Source organism: Dissulfurispira sp. (genome assembly GCF_036745535.1).
In the GTDB taxonomy this organism is placed as follows: domain Bacteria; phylum Nitrospirota; class Thermodesulfovibrionia; order Thermodesulfovibrionales; family Dissulfurispiraceae; genus Dissulfurispira.
Window position 1 is genome coordinate 1 of the sequence record NZ_DAIOFX010000044.1, and the last position, 16,631, is coordinate 16,631.

Here is a 16,631-nt window from a genome sequence, read left to right on the forward strand (position 1 = left end):
GGTAAAACCCGTTTGTATAAATCTTATAACACATATTCTTAGTAGGAGAGGATAAATCCTGTTCATATAGGCAAGTCGCTGGTTTATTTTTCCGATGCCGAGTCTAATCCTGAGCCTGAATATTTAGAAGGCGAAGGGGTAAGCTGGGCAAAGGTTAAATCTTTTTTCAGGCGGCATGTAAGGCAGTTTGTCTTTGACATAGATGCCGCTGTTAAGGAGTATTAATAATTGGCGGTCCCAACGGGATTCGAACCCGTGTTTTAGCCTTGAGAGGGCCACGTCCTAGGCCTCTAGACGATGGGACCATTACAATTACAAAATGAAGATTGCAAATTTAAAATTTTCAATTTACAACCTTCAATTTTAAATTCTTATTGGCTGGGGAGAGAGGATTCGAACCCCTATAAGCAGATCCAGAGTCTGCCGTCCTGCCGTTGGACGACTCCCCAATCACAATAACTTAATATATCTTATCGAAAACAAATAATTCAATGTAGGTAGGGGTCTGATCTGGAGTAATGTTTTATTTCTTCTTCTGCTCGAACAGTCCCTTTACTTCTTCCATGAGGTCATTTATATCCTTGAACTGCCTGTAAACAGATGCGAATCTCACATAAGCCACCTTGTCGAGGTCTTTCAGTGCTGCCATTATCTCCTCGCCTATCCATGTGCTCTGTATCTCTTTCACATTAAGGCCCATCAATTTCTTCTCGATATTCTTTTCTATCTCTTCCAGTTTTGTAATCGGGATGGGTCGTTTTTCGCATGCCTTTTTGAGCCCTGTGAGTATCTTGTGTCCGTCAAAGAACTCGCGGCTTCCATCTTTTTTGATAACCATAGGGAAGGGGTCTTCGACCCTTTCATAGGAGGTGAACCGCTGCTCGCACTTGAGGCACTCCCTCCTTCTCCTGATGACATCCCCTTCTTTGCTCACTCTGGAGTCGATTACCTTGTCTTCGATGCTGCCGCAAAAAGGGCATTTCATGGTCAGTAAATAGGATGCCTATCACAGAGGGCTTTTACCCTCCCATTCATATCGGCTATCGCAGAGGGATTGTTTATGTTGCGGATAATGTTTGATATTATGTCTGCGATTTCATCCATCTCTGAATCTCCCATTCCTCTTGTAGTTATAGAGGGGGTTCCGAGCCTTATTCCGCTTGTTATTGTTGGCGGCTTATCATCGTATGGTATGGAATTTTTGTTCACGGTTATGCCAGCTTTGTCCAGGGCCTCTTCTGCTTCCTTACCTGTGACATTCATATTACCTAAATCAACGAGCATAAGGTGGTTGTCTGTACCGCCCGATATTATTTTGAACCCGCGTTTAATGAGCCCTTCTGCAAGCCTTTTCGCATTGCTTACAACCCTTTTCTGGTAGTCTTTGAATTCCGGGGTCAATGCCTCTTTCAGAGCTACTGCCTTTGCAGCAATCACATGGACAAGTGGGCCTCCCTGTATTCCGGGGAATATCATTTTGTCAACGGCTTTTGCATGCTCTGCCCTGCACATTACTATTCCGCCCCTTGGTCCTCTTAATGTCTTGTGGGTTGTCGATGTGACAAAGTCTGCATACGGAATCGGAGATGGATGCTGGCCTGCTGCGATCAATCCGGCAATGTGTGCTATATCTGCGAGCAGATATGCGCCGACCTCTTTTGAGATTTCAGAGAATGCCTTGAAATCGATGATGCGTGAATATGCGCTTGCACCAACCACTATCATTTTTGGTTTATGCTGAAGTGCGAGCCTTCTTACCTCATCCATTTCTATGTAGCCTGTATCTTTATTTACGCCGTAGGACACTATTTTGTAAAGCATGCCTGTGAAATTAACCGGTGCGCCGTGTGAAAGATGTCCGCCGTGTGCCAGATTCATTCCGAGGATTGTGTCTCCAGGCTTTAAAAAGGAGAAATAGACTGCCATGTTTGCCTGGCTTCCTGAATGGGGCTGGACATTCACATGCTCTGCGCCGAATAGTTCCTTTGCCCTTTCTATGGCAAGCCTCTCTACTACATCGGCATATTCGCAGCCTCCGTAATATCTCTTGTTCGGATAGCCTTCTGCATATTTGTTGGTGAATGCAGAGCCCTGTGCCTCAAGTACAGCGCGACTTGCATAGTTTTCGGATGCGATTAAAAGGATATTGTTCTGTTCCCTTTCCGTCTCCCTGACTATTGCTTCGTATATCTCCGGGTCGATTGCCTTTACATGTCCGAGATTCATCTTCTTACAGTCTTCTCCTCTATGAGCGTGATTTTTTTGAGTCTGTTTGCATGCCTTCCGCCTTCAAAGGGCGTTGTCATCCATGTGCGGACTATCTCTTTTGCAAGGTCTTTGCCAATGATCCTGCCGCCAAGGACGAGGATGTTTGCATCATTATGGAGCCTGCTCATTTTTGCCGAGAAGAGCTCATTGCAGAGGGAGGCGCGGATATTCGGGAATTTGTTCGCAACAATGGACATCCCGATGCCGGTGCCGCATATGAGTATCCCTCTTTCTGTCTTTCCTGTTGAAACAGCTTCCGAGACCTTTTCGCCAAAGTCGGGATAATCAACGGATTGAGGGGTATCTGTGCCGTAATCTGTGTATTCGTGTCCTAATTCCTTCAATACCGCAATTATTTCTGTCTTCATCTCAAGGCCGGCGTGGTCGGAACCGATGGCGATGAGCATTTAGCCTCCGAGCTTTAAGCAATTAAGGGATTAAGTAGTTGGCAGTTAACTACATGGTTACTTAAATAGAGTATCTTATAAAAGAGATGTGATTGAAGTCAAGAAATGGTGTTAATCTGCCCTGCCATGGTTGTTTATCAGCCATGTCTCAAATTCCGGGAAATTTCTCCTGAAGTGCATCTCGAACCAGCAGCGCTCTTTCTGCGTCCATTGAGGCCATGCGCTGTTCAGGAAGCCTGTTATATTTTTATGATTGTATCGTCGTCGGAGAACACTGTGCTCTTAAAAATAGGGACCCTCCCTGTAATAAGCCAATCGGGATTCACATTCAGTTTTTCATTTACACGATTTACAAAACTGACCGATGGTTCGCGGCCATTGAGATAGGTGTGAAGCGTTGTCGCAGGAATGCCGAGGATATTTGCAAGCTCTTTTATTGTGCGGCTGCCTTTTATTATTTTTATCCTTGTTTTGTAGTCCATGTTTCACCTCTCTTTTTATATTGTAAATTTTAGTTTACAAATGTGAAAATGTTGTGAATATCTGCTATTGTTAATTACAAAATATCACACAAGTTATAAAAATCAAATCAAATCAAATAAAATCGGGGAAGGAATGAGAAGAATCTTTTTAATAATTCTCGGCTTTTTTCTTGTTATAACAACGGCAGGAATGCTGTTCATGGGCTCAAGGCTCTTTGTGGTCAAGGAGAGGGTCGGATATCTGGCCGAGGCCCAGAAGAGCCTGATCAAGCGCACCGAGCTGAGGGATATAATTTATGAGTTAAAGCATGCAGCCATGGGTGAGAAAAGGTCTGAAGATGAAATCATAAAACTTAAGGCGAGGGCAAAGACAGTTGTAAGTGAATGTTATGGATGCCATAGTTCCGGAAGTGTTTTCAGTTATATAAAGGACATAGAAAATAGGATTTCCATTTTTGATAAGGAAGTGACTGCATCCGATTTTTATCACAGGCCCGAAAAGGTGCTCTTCCCTGTGAATCTTATCATCTCCTTTGTTGAAGATTCGTACAGAAAGGCAAAATCCCTGGCAGACACGCGGATGGAAAGCGTGACCCATGAGCTTCACCGGATTAGATTGGCCGGTGTTACCATCACACTTGCCGGATTTTTTCTGTTCATGGGCTTTTCGATTGTATCCCTGAAGCGGGTATCGAGACTCGAAACCGATGTTAAAGAAAGGGAGAGAGAGCGCTTCACGATTGGGCAGAGCAGTGGCAGAGGACGTTTGACTCAATACAGGACATGGTCTTTATCATGGATAAGGACTGCAGAATCTCCATGATGAACGATACGGCCATGAAAACTTGCAAACAGTGCGCAAAAGGTAAAAGCATCGATGAAGCACTGGATAACGCTGTCAAAAAGGCATGTCAGTCTGCATGCAGGGAAGGAGCGGGTAAAGAGATTACATTAGGAAATAATGTTTTTACTGTGAGGTCTTTTAGAATGCACCCCGATGCCGATGAGGGAGGCTGTGTTTTAGTTATAAGGGATATAACTGCTGAAAGGGAGATGGAGTTAAGGATAATACAGGCAGAGAAGCTGGCTACACTCGGACAGATGATAGCAGGGGTCGCCCATGAATTGAACAATCCCCTCTCTGCAATAAACGGATTCAGCGAGCTTTTGCTGAGCACTGCCGCTGATGATAATGTAAAGAATATAGCGGATAAGATCAGCAAGTCTGCTGAACGTGCAAGCAGCATTGTACATGACCTGCTTGTCTTTTCGAGGGCTCCCAAACTCGAGAAGGCCACGGTGAATATAAAGGGTATGATTTATGAAGTCGTAGACCTTGTTTCGAGGCATTGCATGCAAGTAAGATAGATGTTTCAGTGGATGTTTCTGATGATATCGTGGCATCTCTGGATAAATCCCAGATGGAGCGGGTTTTGTTAAACCTTGTCACAAACTCCATTCATGCCCTCAGGGATTCTAAAAGGGGCGACAGGATACTTTTAAAGGTCTATAAAGAAAATAATAGTGTGGTTATAGAGGTGTCTGACAATGGGCCGGGCATCCCCGGAAATGTCATACAAAAGATTTTTGAGCCGTTCTTCACCACAAAGGGATTCGGGAAAGGGACAGGGCTCGGTTTGAGCATCTGTTATAACATTGTCAGGGCGCATGGCGGAAACATAAGTGTAAAGAGCAAAGAAGGCGAAGGAACCACATTTATGATAGAGCTACCGTATCAGGAACTCCAGTAGCGCCTTTTCCGTATGCAGCCTGTTTTCTGCCTGGTCAAAGACAGCGCTGTTCGGGCCGTCCATAACCTCATCTGTTATCTCTTCGCCCCTGTGTGCCGGCAGACAATGAAGCACGATGGCATCGTTTTTTGCACACTGAAGCAACTGGCTGTTTATCTGATAATTCTTGAATTTTGATTTTTTCTTCTCAGCCTCCTCTTCCTGCCCCATGCTTACCCATACATCTGTATAAATAACATCTGCCCTGCCTGCCGCCTCTTTCGGGTTCCTGAGGATTATTATCTCGCCTGATGAATCGCTCCTTGCCCTGTCAAGGACGTCGGGGTCTGGCTCATAACCTTCGGGACATGCGATGGTTATGTTAATCCCTGTCCGTGCTGCAGACTCTATTAAGGAGTTGGCTACATTATTTCCGTCGCCGATATAAGCGAGGCGAATGCCTTTGAGCCTTCCCTTCTTTTCCATGATAGTCATGAGGTCTGCGAGGGCCTGGCACGGGTGATGAAAGTCCGAAAGGCCGTTTATTACAGGGACTGTTGCATGGGATGCAAATTCCTCCACAGAAGAATGTGCGTATGTCCTTAGAATTATTCCGTTTAGATACCGCGATAAAACCCGTGCGGTATCCGCTATGCTCTCTCCCCTTCCAAGTTGTATTTCCCTCGGATTGAGATAGATGGACTGCCCGCCAAGCTGATATATTCCCACCTCAAAGGACACCCTTGTCCTTGTCGAAGGTTTTTCAAAGAACAGGCCTATGCTCTTTCCTATGAGTGGGCATTTGTTTTTGTCAGCGCCTGATTTTAATTCCAGCGCCCTTTTGATCAGATTTTCTATTTCATCTTTCGATAAGTCCCATATTGTCAGAAAATCTCGTTTTCCATCTATTTGGCCGTTCATTTGCCCAGTACCTCCCCCATGACATCCACTAAATGATCGATGTCCTTTTCTTCCACAAGCAGGGGCGGGGTGAATCTCAATACATTGCCTGCCGTGCAGTTTATCAGGACGCCTTTTTCTGCGCAGGCCCTGACGGCAGGTGTCCCATCTATTGTCAATTCCATTGCAATAATGAGCCCCTTTCCCCTGATATCCACAATTTTCTCAGGATAATCATCCTTAAGCTGGCTTAGTTTTTTTATAAAATATGCCCCCATCCTGTTGCAGTGGTCCAGGATAAACCCGTCCTCTAAAATCGCCTCAAGCGTTGCTATGGCTGCTGCACAGACCAATGGATTGCCGCCGAATGTAGATGCATGGCTGCCGGGCTGGAATGAGGCTGCAACCCTTTCCGTGGCAAGCATGGCACCTATTGGCACTCCTCCACCGAGTCCCTTTGCAAGGGTCATTATGTCGGGTGTTATGCCGTAATGCTCATACGCAAAGAGCCTTCCGGTCCTTCCCATGCCTGTCTGGACTTCATCCAGTATGAGCAGCAGTCCGTTTTTATCGCAGACCTCCCTGACCTTTTTAAAATAGTCATCGGAGGGAACCTTTACTCCTCCTTCTCCCTGAATGGGTTCGAGCATAACAGCGCAGGTGTTTGTGGTTATTGCGGACTGCAGTGCGTTTATGTCGTTAAACGGCACGTATCTGAATCCCGGCATGAGGGGCTCGAATCCCTTCTGGAATTTCTCCTGCCCTGTGGCCGTAACGGTTGCGAGCGTTCTTCCGTGAAATGAGTTCAGTGCAGTGATGATCTCGAAACGCTCCTGTCCGTAATGCTCCTTTGCATATTTCCTTGTCAGCTTTATGGCAGCCTCATTGGCCTCAGCTCCGGAATTGCAGAAGAAGACCTTATCGGCAAATGAGTGCGTACATAAAAGCTTTGCGAGCTTTATCTGAGGTTCGATATGGTAAAGATTCGATACATGCAGCAGCCTCTGCGCCTGCTTTTGTATTGCTATGACGACCTTTGGATGGCAGTGACCGAGGACATTTACGGCAACGCCGCCAACAAAATCGAGATATTCCTTTCCGTCAGAGCCCCAGACCTTTATGCCGCGGCCTTTTCTGAGGACCAATGGCTGGCGGTTATAGGTACGCATCAGATAGCGGTCTGAGTCCTCTATAAGCTCTTTTGCAACGTTTTTCTTGGCTTCCATAGGAGATGATAACACAACAACAGTAAATGGGTAAATGGGTGGATGATTATGCTATAATTTCGGACTATGAAAATTGCAATAACAGGCAAGGGCGGGGTTGGAAAGACAACACTTTCTGCGGTATTGAGCCATTTATTTGCTGCTGGTGGCAAGAGGGTCATTGCTGTGGATGCAGATCCCGATGCGAATCTTGCGCAGGCATTGGGCGTTAAACTATCGGATATCGAGAAAATAAGGCCGATTGCCGACATGCCGGAATTGATAGAAGAAAGGACGGGTGCAAAACCCGGAAGCATGGGGGGGATATTCAAACTCAATCCGAGGGTTGATGACCTTCCCGAAGAAATCGGATACAAATTTAACGGCATTACCCTGCTCGTGGCAGGCAAATCGAAGGCAGCAGCATCGGGATGCTACTGCCCTGAGAATGTCCTCCTGAGGAGGCTTTTAAAGCATCTCGTTGTGGAGAGGGACGAGGTAGTCGTTGTCGATATGGAGGCAGGGATAGAGCATCTCACGAGGGGCACTGCAGAGGCGGTTGATGCCTTTATAGTTGTGGTGGAGCCGGGACAGAGGAGTATCCAGACTGCAAATACCGTAAAGGAGATGGCAAAGGGGCTTGGCGTAAAGCACGTCTTTGTTGTTGCGAATAAAGTGAGGAACGAGAGCGATGTCTCCTTTTTAAAGGAACACATAAAAGATATGGAATTTCTGGGTGCAATAAGGTTCGACCAATCGGTCATGGATGCCGATGTCAGGGGTGATTCCCCCTTTAGTGCTGCATCTGAGGTGGTCGAAGAGATCAGAGGGATAAAGAAAAAACTCGAAGGCTATCTCGGAAAGGGATAGGATTCCTATTGCTGACAGGTAAATCTGACATAAGAAAATACATTTTATCCCGCAGGGATTCTATACATGAAGAAATCAGGAAGGACAAGGACAGGGAGATTAAAGAAAGGCTGCTGGCGCTTTCGGAGTTTAAGGCATCCCATAAAATTCTCTTATATGCCTCTTTCAGAAGCGAAGTTGACACCTTTGATTTGTTAAAATATTGCGTTGCACACGGAAAGGTAGTTGTGCTGCCGAGGGTTGATAAACAGGACAACGAACTGAAGATTTACGAGATAAAGGATACAGAGGAGCTTGTTAAAGGTTATTTTGGAATACCCGAACCCAATGTATCTGCCGATATATCTGAAAGTAGAAGGATGAATGTTGAGCATATGGATTTAATCATAGTTCCGGGGGTAGCCTTTGACGAACAGTGCAACAGGCTGGGATATGGCAAGGGTTTTTATGATAAATTATTGTCAGGGGTCAGGGGTCAGGGGTCAAGGGTCAAGTGTTTAATTGCTCTGGCATATGAAGAACAGATAGTGGAGTCGATTCCTTCTGAATCGCATGATATAAGAATGGACAAGATAATAACTGATAAAAGGATTATAGAGTGTTATGGCCAATAGGATGGATAGCAAGAAGATAGAAGAAGGCGTAAGATTAATCCTTGAGGGTATAGGCGAAGACAGGGAGCGTCCGGGCCTTAAAGACACGCCAAAGCGTGTGGCAAAGATGTTTGCCGAGATATTCGCAGGGCTTGAAACGCCTGAAGAAGACCTGCTTAAACCCATAGAGGGTGAAAGCCACGATGAAATGGTGCTGCTTAAGGACATTCCATTCTATTCTGTTTGCGAGCACCACCTGCTGCCTTTCATCGGGAAGGCGCATATTGCCTATATACCATCGGGAAAGATAGCCGGACTAAGCGAGCTTGCAAAGGCGCTGGAGCATTTTGCAAAGAGGCCTCAGGTTCAGGAGCGTTTGACAGCACAGCTTGCAGACATGATTATGGATAAGCTCAAACCGAGGGGCTGTATGGTTGTTGTAGATGCCGAGCATCTATGCATGAGCATGAGGGGTATAAAAAAGCCGGGCTCAAGGACGGTGACATCGGCAGTGCGCGGGATATTCAGGAGCAAGCAGAGCACGAGGGAAGAGATGCTGGAACTGATAAAGAAACCGTAAATGAGCAGATGAGTAAATGAGTAAATGGGTAGAAACTCATCTACCCATTTACTCATTCACTCATAAACTAAACAAAGGGAGGATTCATGTCAGCAGAATTGATTGATGGCAAGAAGGTAGCAGAAAGAATAAGGGAAGACCTTAAAAAAGAGGTGGATGAACTAAAATCAAGGGGTATTAATCCAGGTCTGGCAGTGGTTCTTGTTGGAGAGAATCCTGCATCAAAGAAGTATGTGGCTTCAAAGGAAAAGACATGCGGAGAGATTGGCATTAACAGCTTCGGCTATAAGCTTCCTGATACAACCACGCAGAAGGAACTCTTAGATCTTATTGATAAACTCAATGCAGACCCAAAGATCAACGGGATACTGGTACAGCTTCCACTCCCGAAGGGTCTCAACGAAAAAGAGGTCATGGACAGGATTTCTCCTGCCAAGGATGTGGACGGATTTGGGCCTGATGCCCTTGGAAAGCTTGTTCTGGACGAGCCCGGATTCATCCCATGCACTCCCCATGGCGCAATGAAGATGCTTGAAGCCTATAACATAAACCCGGCAGGAAAACATGCAGTTGTTGTTGGAAGGAGCGTTATTGTTGGAAAGCCTTTGGCATTATTGCTTTTAAGAAAGAATGCAACGGTCACCATATGCCACAGCAAGACACCGAATCTCAAAGAGGAATGTCTTAAGGCAGATATACTCTGCGTTGCAGTTGGAAGGGCAAAGATGATTACAGGCGATATGGTTAAACAAGGAGCGGCAGTTATAGACATAGGCATAAATGTCACCCCTGAGGGAAAGATAGTTGGAGATGTGGATTTCGATGCTGCAAAGGAGAGGGCAGGATATATAACACCCGTTCCGGGCGGTGCAGGGCCTATGACCATTGCAATGCTGATGTATAACACTGTTCTTGCTGCCAGGATGCAGGCAGGCATGAAGGTGGAGATATAAAATAAAGGATGTAAGGAGCAAGAGATGATAATTACAAAAAAACGCGACTTTCAGGAGTTAATGGAGAATATAAAGAACTACAGGAGCTTCTTCCTTATAGGATGCTCTGAGTGTGCGAGCCTCTGCGGCACAGGCAATCAGGAGGCGATTGATGCCCTGACAGAGGCATTAAAGGCAGAAGGTAAAGAGGTTACAGGCGGTTTTGTTGCGAAGACAGGCTGTCAGGTGCTCGGAACAAAGATTGAATTGAAGCCTTTTAAAGATGCCCTCGATAAGACAGAGTGCATCCTTATCATGTCATGCGGTGCAGGTACGCAGGCTGCTGTTGAGATATTCGAGGACAAGCCTGTTTATGCGACGAATGACAGTCTGTTCCTCGGGAATATGACAAGGTTTCAGATGTTTGACGAGAGGTGCTCGTTGTGTGGCAAGTGTATTCTCGATAAGACAGGCGGCATTTGTCCTGTAACTGCATGTCCAAAGGGTATTTTGAACGGGCCTTGCGGAGGATGCAAGGACGGCAAATGCGAGGTTAGCCCTGATATCAAATGCGCATGGGTGAGGATATATGAGAGGATGAAGAGGCTTGACAGGCTTCAGGAGCTTTGCGATACAGCACTTGAGGCAAAGGACTGGTCAGCGAGCATAAAGCCGAGAACTCTTGTTACAAGGCCGGAGAAGAAGGAGGAAAAGAAGAAATGAGCTTCAAGGATATATTGAATTCAGGAAAATTTGTCGTAACTGCAGAGGTTGGCCCTCCAAAGGGCACTGATATAAAGGAGATGATCCACCATATCGAGCTTTTAAAAGGCAAGGTGGATGCTTTGAATGTTACCGATAACCAGTCTGCTGTGATGCGCATATGCTCCATGGCAGTGTGCAAAATAGCCATTGAGCATGGTGTTGAGCCTATACTCCAGATGACATGCAGGGACAGGAACAGGATAGGCCTTCAGTCAGACCTCCTTGGCGCAAATATCCTCGGAATAAAAAATGTCCTGTGCATGACAGGAGACCATGTCCTTGCAGGTGACCACAAGCAGGCAAAGCCTGTCTATGATATAGAGTCTGTGCAGCTTCTTAATGTTGTTAATTCATTAAACAATGGAAAGGACATGGCAGGCAATGATTTGAAGGGCGCAACAGACTTCTTTCAGGGCGCTGTTGTAACTCCCGAGGCAAACCCGCTTGAGCCCCAGCTCATAAAATTCGAGAAAAAGGTAAGGGCAGGCGCAAAATTCTTCCAAACACAGGCGATTTATGATATAAACAAGTTTAAAGAGTTTATGAGTTATGCGAGGAAGTTCCCGATCAAGATACTTGCAGGAATTGTTGTTTTAAAGAGCGCGGGAATGGCCAATTTCATAAACAACAATGTACCGGGCATAAGGGTGCCTCAGGATCTTATAGATGAGTTAAAGGCTGCAGGCAAGGAAAAGGCGCTGGATACAGGACTTAATATAGCGGCAAGGCATATAAGGCAGCTCAAAGATGAGAATATATGTGACGGTGTTCATATAATGGCCATCGGCATGGAAGATAAGGTGCCGATAATTATGGAGCGGGCAGGATTATTATAAGGGGGGCGTATGCCTACAACCTTTAAATGGGCCGGAAAGACCCTGAGGGGGGAGCCAAAGAGCGGCGAGATTACCGCCAGCACAAAGGACGAGGTTGTCTCGGCTTTAAGAAGGCAGGGCATACTACCCACGGTTATTACCGAAACAGCGCCATCCAAAAAACTCTTCGGGCCCAAAAAACAGAAAATTACAGACAAAGATATAGTTATCTTCACACGTCAGTTTGCCACAATGTTTACAGCAGGCATACCTATTGTTCAGGGCCTTGACATAATGTCAAAACAGACAGAGAACAAGACCCTCGGTGCAGTAATTGCCCAGATAAAGGCCGATATTGAGACAGGCACAACACTTGCCGATGCCCTTAAAAAGCATCCAAGGGTATTCGATGACCTCTATGTGAACCTTGTAGCTGCTGGTGAGGCAGGCGGCGTCCTTGATGCAGTGCTTATGAGGCTTGCGGGTTATATCGAAAAGGCAATGAAGCTCAAGAAAAAGGTAAAGGGTGCAATGATATATCCTTCTATTGTCATATCTGTGGCTGTACTTGTTATTGCAATAATTATGATATGGGTCATTCCAATATTCTCGAAGATTTTTACAGAGATGGGTGCAAAACTTCCGGGGCCTACAAGGAGCGTTATATGGTTGAGTAATTTTCTGGGAGGCATAGGTGGTGTGGTGATACTTGGCGGTCTGATATTGACAATCTTCGGGATAAAACAATATAGAGGAACCGAGGCCGGAAGAAAAAATACCGACAGATTTTTACTAAAAATGCCTGTAATTGGGGACCTCCTGAGAAAGGTTGCCGTTGCAAGGTTTACGAGGACTCTCGGCACCCTCATTAGCAGCGGGGTTCCTATACTTGACGCACTCGATATATGCGCAAGGTCGTCAGGAAATAAGGTCGTGGAGGAAGTTGTTTTTGAGGTTAAAAAGGAAGTGGCATCTGGCAAGACCGTTGCAGAGCCTCTTTCGAAGACAGAGGTCTTTCCGCCTATGGTTACACAGATGATAAATGTGGGTGAATCAACCGGCGCCCTTGACCAGATGCTTATAAAGATAGCGGATTTTTATGATGATGAAGTGGATAATGCCGTTGCAAACCTCACAACAATGCTGGAGCCGATGTTGATGGTCTTTTTAGGGACAACTATTGGCTATATTGTTGTAGCCCTTTACCTGCCCATATTCAAGATGGGAGAAGTGATTGGGAAATAAGTAAATAAGTAAATGAGTGAATGAGTGAATAAGTGATTAAGTGAATAACGGCGTGCTTTTTTACCTTAATAACTTAATTACTTATACTTCGACAGTCTGTACCTGAACTCCCTGAACGTCAAACCTAAAAGCTCCGCTGCCTTTGTTTTTACGCCGTTTGCCTTTTGCAGTGCCTTATTGAGAAGCTCCTTTTCCACAGATGCAAGGTACTCATTCAAATTTATGCTGTTCTCTAAAGGAGTATTTATCGCATAGGTTTGATTGAACACTGTGGGACATGATGTGCATTTTAGGTGGCCGTCTTCGGACAGGATAACCTCCTTCTCTATGATGTTTTTCAATTCCCTTACATTGCCTTTCAGTTCCTGCTGCATGATGTAATCCACAAAGGCCGGTTCGATCCTGTATATATCTTTCTGAAACTTTCTGGAAAACAGTTTTACAAAATGATCGATGAGCAGAGGTATGTCCTCTTTTCTTTCCCTTAGTGACGGCAGCCTTATTTCAAAGGTTGAGAGCCTGTAATAAAGGTCTTCCCTGAATTCGCCTTTTTCGAGCAATTTATTCAGGGTCTTATTTGTAGCGGCAACTATCCTCACATCGATCTCTATTTCGCTGCTGCTCCCTATAGGCCTGATTTTTTTTTCCTCTAAAAACCTCAGCAGTTTTGCCTGCAGTGACAGAGGCATCTCTCCTATCTCATCTAAGAACAGTGTACCGCCATTTGCCTCATCTATCAGTCCCCGCTTTGATGCATAGGCGCCTGTAAATGCCCCTTTTGTATATCCGAACAATTCGCTTTCGAGAAGTTCTGCCGGAAGACTTGCGCAGTTGATTGCAATGAACGGCCTGTCTGACCTTATGCTCCTGTTGTGTATGGCCTTTGCAACGAGCTCCTTGCCCGTGCCGCTTTCTCCTGTTATGAGGACATTTGTATCGAAGGGCGCTATTTTATCTATCATATTGAAGACCCTTTTCATTGCATCGGATTTCCCGGTAATATTCTGATACTCATCTGCATACTGCTGAAGTTCTTTTACCTTTTTCTGGAGAATTATCTTTTCTTTTATATTCTTCAGAACAATCCTTATTTCATCCAGATTAAAGGGCTTTGTCACATAGTCGTAAGCACCAAGCTTCATTGCAGCTATTGCCGTCTCTGTTGATGCAAATGCAGTGATTATCAATACTACAGTCTCGGGGTTTTGTTCTTTTATTGTCCTCAGTATATCTATACCGGAGCCGTCCGAGAGGCGGAGATCAATTATTGCAATATCGAAGTAATTCTCTTTTATCAGACTGTTTGCGTCGATTACGCTTGATGCTTCATAAACCTCGAGGCCATCTTCCTTTAAGAGGACATTTAATACTTTTCTAATATTTTGTTCGTCATCGACAATTAATGCACGCATAGTAAAACCTCCATCAATTAAATTGGAGCAATGGAGTAATGATATAGACAAATGCTTTTACTTCAATACTCCATCATTGCATCACTTTTGGAAACACAATCGTAAACTTTGCACCTCCGAGGGAAGACCTGTCAATAATGATATTTCCTCCAAAACCCGTTATTATTCGGTAAGCTATTGCCAGCCCCAAACCTGTGCCGTTTGTTTTTGTTGTTACAAATGGTTCGAAAATTTTATCCTTTATGTCCTCATTTATTCCGCTGCCATCGTCTTCAATCCCTATCTTTATTTCTTTTTGATTCCGTATAAGTGAAACCCTTACCTCTGACTTTGCAGCCTCAATGGCATTTTTAATAATATTGTTTAAAGCTACTTCCATAAATGTCCTGTTTGCAACAACCTCCGCATTGTTTATTACATTTAGCGTTATTTTTTTATCACTGTTTTTGTCGCTATCCGGGCGATTGACCAGTGATTTCAGGGTTTCTGATAAATCCACATCTTCCTTTGGGGCATCGGACGGGCGCGAGAACAGGAGAAAATCATTCACAAGGGTTGTAAGGCGTTTAGTTTCTGTGCCGAGCATATCAATAAATTCCCTGTCGTTTCTTCCTTCATTTAAAAACTGCACTGCAGCAGAAATCGATGCGAGTGGATTTTTCAGTTCGTGTGCCAGATCAGCGCTCACCCTGTACAACCTTTCGTATCCCTTCATCTTTATCTTTTCTTCCTCCAGATTTTTTATATGCTGCTCCTGTTTTTCCATTCTTTCTTTTAAATTGTCCCCTGCAAGGGCGATGAGGGAAAAGGAGAGAAAGTGTAGAGAAATGTTCAAAATGCTCTCTTTTTCCGTGATAACACCGCTGATATAATAGGATGCTCCATAAAGAACTGCGGAAATGACAGGGAAGAGAAATATCTTTTTTGTTTTTATGATGACGGATGAGAAAAAGATGGGAAAAAGATAAAGAAGGGTCAGATATGAATATACACCGAAACTTATGTAAACCATTGCCGATATGAATACAATGTCCAGAAGAAAATCGAAGTAATGTATTTTTTTTGTGAAAACAACAAGCCTGAGCAGTGATATGAAGCTGTAAACAGCCAGTATAAACATTAATCTCGGAATGGCATAAGACAGCCCTGCTATCTGAAATGAGATAAGCAAGGCCAGTGCAAATATGAAACGGCCAACCCTGTAATAGTTGAAAAATGATGACAGGTACATTTAAAGATAGTGTAGGACTACTGACAATTTTTGTCAATCGGTGTGACAAGGGTTGTCAGATGGAAAAGACATGGCTTAATTGCTATAATTCAATTAGAAATCATGAGGAGGTGTTTTTATGACTACAGCAGCCTTAGAAAAGGCTAAAAAGCAATATACCTATGAGGATTACGAGAAGCTGCCTGAAGGAGCGCCTTATCAATTGATAGGAGGAGAATTGGTTATGACACCATCGCCCGTGCCTTATCATCAGATAATCTTAAGAAAGATTGGGTTTGAATTGGTGAAATTTGTTGAGGAAAGAAAGCTTGGAGAGGTGATTTACGCACCAATGGATGTCTATTTATCAGAAACAGAGACCTATCAACCGGATATTATTTTTATCTCTAATGAGAGGCTTAACATTATTGGAGATAAAAAGATAGAGGCTGCGCCTGACCTTGTGATAGAGATACTATCCGAATCAACTGCATATTATGACCTGAAGCATAAAAAACGGGTTTATGAAAAATCCGGAGTAAAGGAATACTGGATAGCTGACCCTATGGAGAAGAGCATAGAGGTTTATGAGAATGTGAACGGAGAGTTTAAAATTTTCGATCAGGCAATGGAAAAAGGCAGGGTGAATTCAAAACTCCTTGAAGGATTTGGAGTGGAACTGGAGAAGGTTTTTTAGATGGCGGAAACTGTACTATCAAAGAGAAGGAGAGAGTTAAAAGAGAACCTCAGACAAAAGGCATTACAAAGGCTGAAAGAGGCAGGGGCATTGCTTTATGATGAAGGAGCAGGAGATGTTTATGTCTTTGGCTCTATACTAAGACCTTCGGAGTTTAATGAACATTCCGATGTTGACATTGCAGTTAAAGGGATTCCCGAAGACAAAAGGGTTTATGTTACTGTAAGGCTTGAAGAGATATTCAAGGGGATGCCTTTTGATATCGTATTTCTTGAAGATGATTTGAGACCGGAAATCAGGGAGAAGATTAAAAAAGAAGGGATGCTATGGAAGCATTAATTGCTGACATAGATGCAGATATGTCCTTGATTAAAAAGGAAACAGAGAGTATCAGGAGGAAGCTTTCAAGGCTTAAAAAAGAGAAAGACCCTGAAAATATAGACTCCCATATTAAGGCAATAGCCGGTTCCCTGCATTCCATTTACTCAGGATATGAAAGCATCATTGAAAGGATAGTAAG

Annotated in this window: 21 protein-coding genes and 2 tRNA genes; 13 read left to right on the forward strand and 10 right to left on the reverse strand. The window is 44.4% G+C overall.

Annotated features, from left to right (window positions below; all coding sequences use genetic code 11):
• Positions 1–229 precede the first annotated feature (229 nt).
• The 6 genes from V7L97_RS08225 to V7L97_RS08250 all read right to left on the reverse strand — a co-directional run bounded on the left by V7L97_RS08225 (position 230) and on the right by V7L97_RS08250 (position 3,157).
• Positions 230–305, reverse strand: a tRNA-Glu gene (locus tag V7L97_RS08225).
• A 70-nt stretch (positions 306–375) separates the two neighbouring features.
• Positions 376–449 (reverse strand) — tRNA-Gln (locus V7L97_RS08230).
• A 74-nt stretch (positions 450–523) separates the two neighbouring features.
• Positions 524–985, reverse strand: coding sequence for a transcriptional regulator NrdR (gene nrdR, locus V7L97_RS08235; protein WP_333654954.1), 462 nt, complete (start codon positions 983–985; stop codon positions 524–526).
• A 2-nt stretch (positions 986–987) separates the two neighbouring features.
• Positions 988–2,226, reverse strand: a complete 1,239-nt coding sequence (gene glyA, locus V7L97_RS08240; RefSeq protein WP_333654955.1) for a serine hydroxymethyltransferase — start codon at positions 2,224–2,226, stop codon at positions 988–990.
• Positions 2,223–2,675, reverse strand: coding sequence for a ribose 5-phosphate isomerase B (rpiB, locus tag V7L97_RS08245; RefSeq protein WP_333654957.1), 453 nt, complete (start codon positions 2,673–2,675; stop codon positions 2,223–2,225). Before rpiB ends, glyA begins: the two co-directional genes overlap by 4 nt.
• 239 nt (positions 2,676–2,914) lie before the next feature.
• Entirely contained in the window at positions 2,915–3,157 is a 243-nt protein-coding gene (locus V7L97_RS08250) for a helix-turn-helix domain-containing protein (protein WP_333654959.1), read from the reverse strand.
• A gap of 133 nt (positions 3,158–3,290) precedes the next feature.
• On the opposite strand from V7L97_RS08250, the gene V7L97_RS08255 reads away from it, so the two are divergent.
• From V7L97_RS08255 to V7L97_RS08265, 3 genes are read left to right on the forward strand one after another with little or no spacing between them, the layout of a single operon-like run.
• Positions 3,291–3,980, forward strand: a complete 690-nt coding sequence (locus V7L97_RS08255) for a hypothetical protein (protein WP_333654961.1) — start codon at positions 3,291–3,293, stop codon at positions 3,978–3,980.
• A complete protein-coding gene (locus V7L97_RS08260) occupies positions 3,977–4,525 on the forward strand; it encodes a histidine kinase dimerization/phospho-acceptor domain-containing protein (RefSeq protein ID WP_333654962.1) in 549 nt (182 codons plus the stop codon). The genes V7L97_RS08255 and V7L97_RS08260 overlap by 4 nt, the downstream gene beginning before the upstream one ends.
• Before the next feature lie 8 nt (positions 4,526–4,533).
• Positions 4,534–4,908: a sensor histidine kinase gene (locus V7L97_RS08265; protein WP_333654964.1), complete on the forward strand. Its 375-nt coding sequence runs from the start codon at positions 4,534–4,536 to the stop codon at positions 4,906–4,908.
• On the opposite strand, the gene argF is transcribed toward V7L97_RS08265, so the two are convergent.
• Positions 4,885–5,808 carry an ornithine carbamoyltransferase gene (gene argF, locus V7L97_RS08270; RefSeq protein ID WP_333654966.1) on the reverse strand — a complete coding sequence of 308 codons (924 nt, stop codon included), beginning with the start codon at positions 5,806–5,808 and terminating at the stop codon, positions 4,885–4,887. The genes V7L97_RS08265 and argF overlap by 24 nt on opposite strands.
• Complete coding sequence (locus V7L97_RS08275) at positions 5,805–7,013, reverse strand: acetylornithine transaminase (protein WP_333654968.1); 1,209 nt, start codon at positions 7,011–7,013, stop codon at positions 5,805–5,807. Before V7L97_RS08275 ends, argF begins: the two co-directional genes overlap by 4 nt.
• Positions 7,014–7,079: 66 nt before the next feature.
• On the opposite strand from V7L97_RS08275, the gene V7L97_RS08280 reads away from it, so the two are divergent.
• The 7 genes from V7L97_RS08280 to V7L97_RS08310 all read left to right on the forward strand — a co-directional run bounded on the left by V7L97_RS08280 (position 7,080) and on the right by V7L97_RS08310 (position 12,792).
• Entirely contained in the window at positions 7,080–7,862 is a 783-nt protein-coding gene (locus V7L97_RS08280) for an ATP-binding protein (protein ID WP_333654970.1), read from the forward strand.
• A gap of 8 nt (positions 7,863–7,870) precedes the next feature.
• Positions 7,871–8,476, forward strand: coding sequence for a 5-formyltetrahydrofolate cyclo-ligase (locus V7L97_RS08285; protein WP_333654971.1), 606 nt, complete (start codon positions 7,871–7,873; stop codon positions 8,474–8,476).
• Between the two features lies 1 nt (position 8,477).
• Complete coding sequence (folE, locus tag V7L97_RS08290; protein WP_333654972.1) at positions 8,478–9,035, forward strand: GTP cyclohydrolase I FolE; 558 nt, start codon at positions 8,478–8,480, stop codon at positions 9,033–9,035.
• An 86-nt stretch (positions 9,036–9,121) separates the two neighbouring features.
• Positions 9,122–9,988, forward strand: a complete 867-nt coding sequence (gene folD / locus V7L97_RS08295) for a bifunctional methylenetetrahydrofolate dehydrogenase/methenyltetrahydrofolate cyclohydrolase FolD (protein WP_333654974.1) — start codon at positions 9,122–9,124, stop codon at positions 9,986–9,988.
• Positions 9,989–10,012: 24 nt separating this feature from the next.
• Entirely contained in the window at positions 10,013–10,690 is a 678-nt protein-coding gene (locus V7L97_RS08300; RefSeq protein WP_333654975.1) for a methylenetetrahydrofolate reductase C-terminal domain-containing protein, read from the forward strand.
• Positions 10,687–11,568 (forward strand): methylenetetrahydrofolate reductase, encoded by an 882-nt coding sequence (locus V7L97_RS08305; protein ID WP_333654977.1) that lies wholly within the window; start codon positions 10,687–10,689, stop codon positions 11,566–11,568. The genes V7L97_RS08300 and V7L97_RS08305 overlap by 4 nt, the downstream gene beginning before the upstream one ends.
• Before the next feature lie 9 nt (positions 11,569–11,577).
• A complete protein-coding gene (locus V7L97_RS08310) occupies positions 11,578–12,792 on the forward strand; it encodes a type II secretion system F family protein (RefSeq protein WP_333654980.1) in 1,215 nt (404 codons plus the stop codon).
• A 77-nt stretch (positions 12,793–12,869) separates the two neighbouring features.
• Here V7L97_RS08310 and V7L97_RS08315 read toward each other — a convergent pair whose 3' ends face one another.
• Both V7L97_RS08315 and V7L97_RS08320 read right to left on the reverse strand, forming a co-directional pair.
• Complete coding sequence (locus tag V7L97_RS08315) at positions 12,870–14,204, reverse strand: sigma-54-dependent transcriptional regulator (protein WP_333654982.1); 1,335 nt, start codon at positions 14,202–14,204, stop codon at positions 12,870–12,872.
• Between the two features lie 73 nt (positions 14,205–14,277).
• Positions 14,278–15,375, reverse strand: a complete 1,098-nt coding sequence (locus tag V7L97_RS08320) for a HAMP domain-containing sensor histidine kinase (protein ID WP_333654984.1) — start codon at positions 15,373–15,375, stop codon at positions 14,278–14,280.
• Positions 15,376–15,553: 178 nt separating this feature from the next.
• On the opposite strand from V7L97_RS08320, the gene V7L97_RS08325 reads away from it, so the two are divergent.
• The 3 genes from V7L97_RS08325 to V7L97_RS08335 form a co-directional block, all read left to right on the forward strand.
• A complete protein-coding gene (locus V7L97_RS08325) occupies positions 15,554–16,111 on the forward strand; it encodes a Uma2 family endonuclease (protein ID WP_333654987.1) in 558 nt (185 codons plus the stop codon).
• Entirely contained in the window at positions 16,112–16,450 is a 339-nt protein-coding gene (locus tag V7L97_RS08330; protein ID WP_333654990.1) for a nucleotidyltransferase family protein, read from the forward strand.
• Positions 16,438–16,631 (forward strand): hypothetical protein (locus tag V7L97_RS08335; protein WP_333654993.1); only part of this gene is annotated, 194 nt, incomplete at its 3' end. The genes V7L97_RS08330 and V7L97_RS08335, both read left to right, overlap by 13 nt.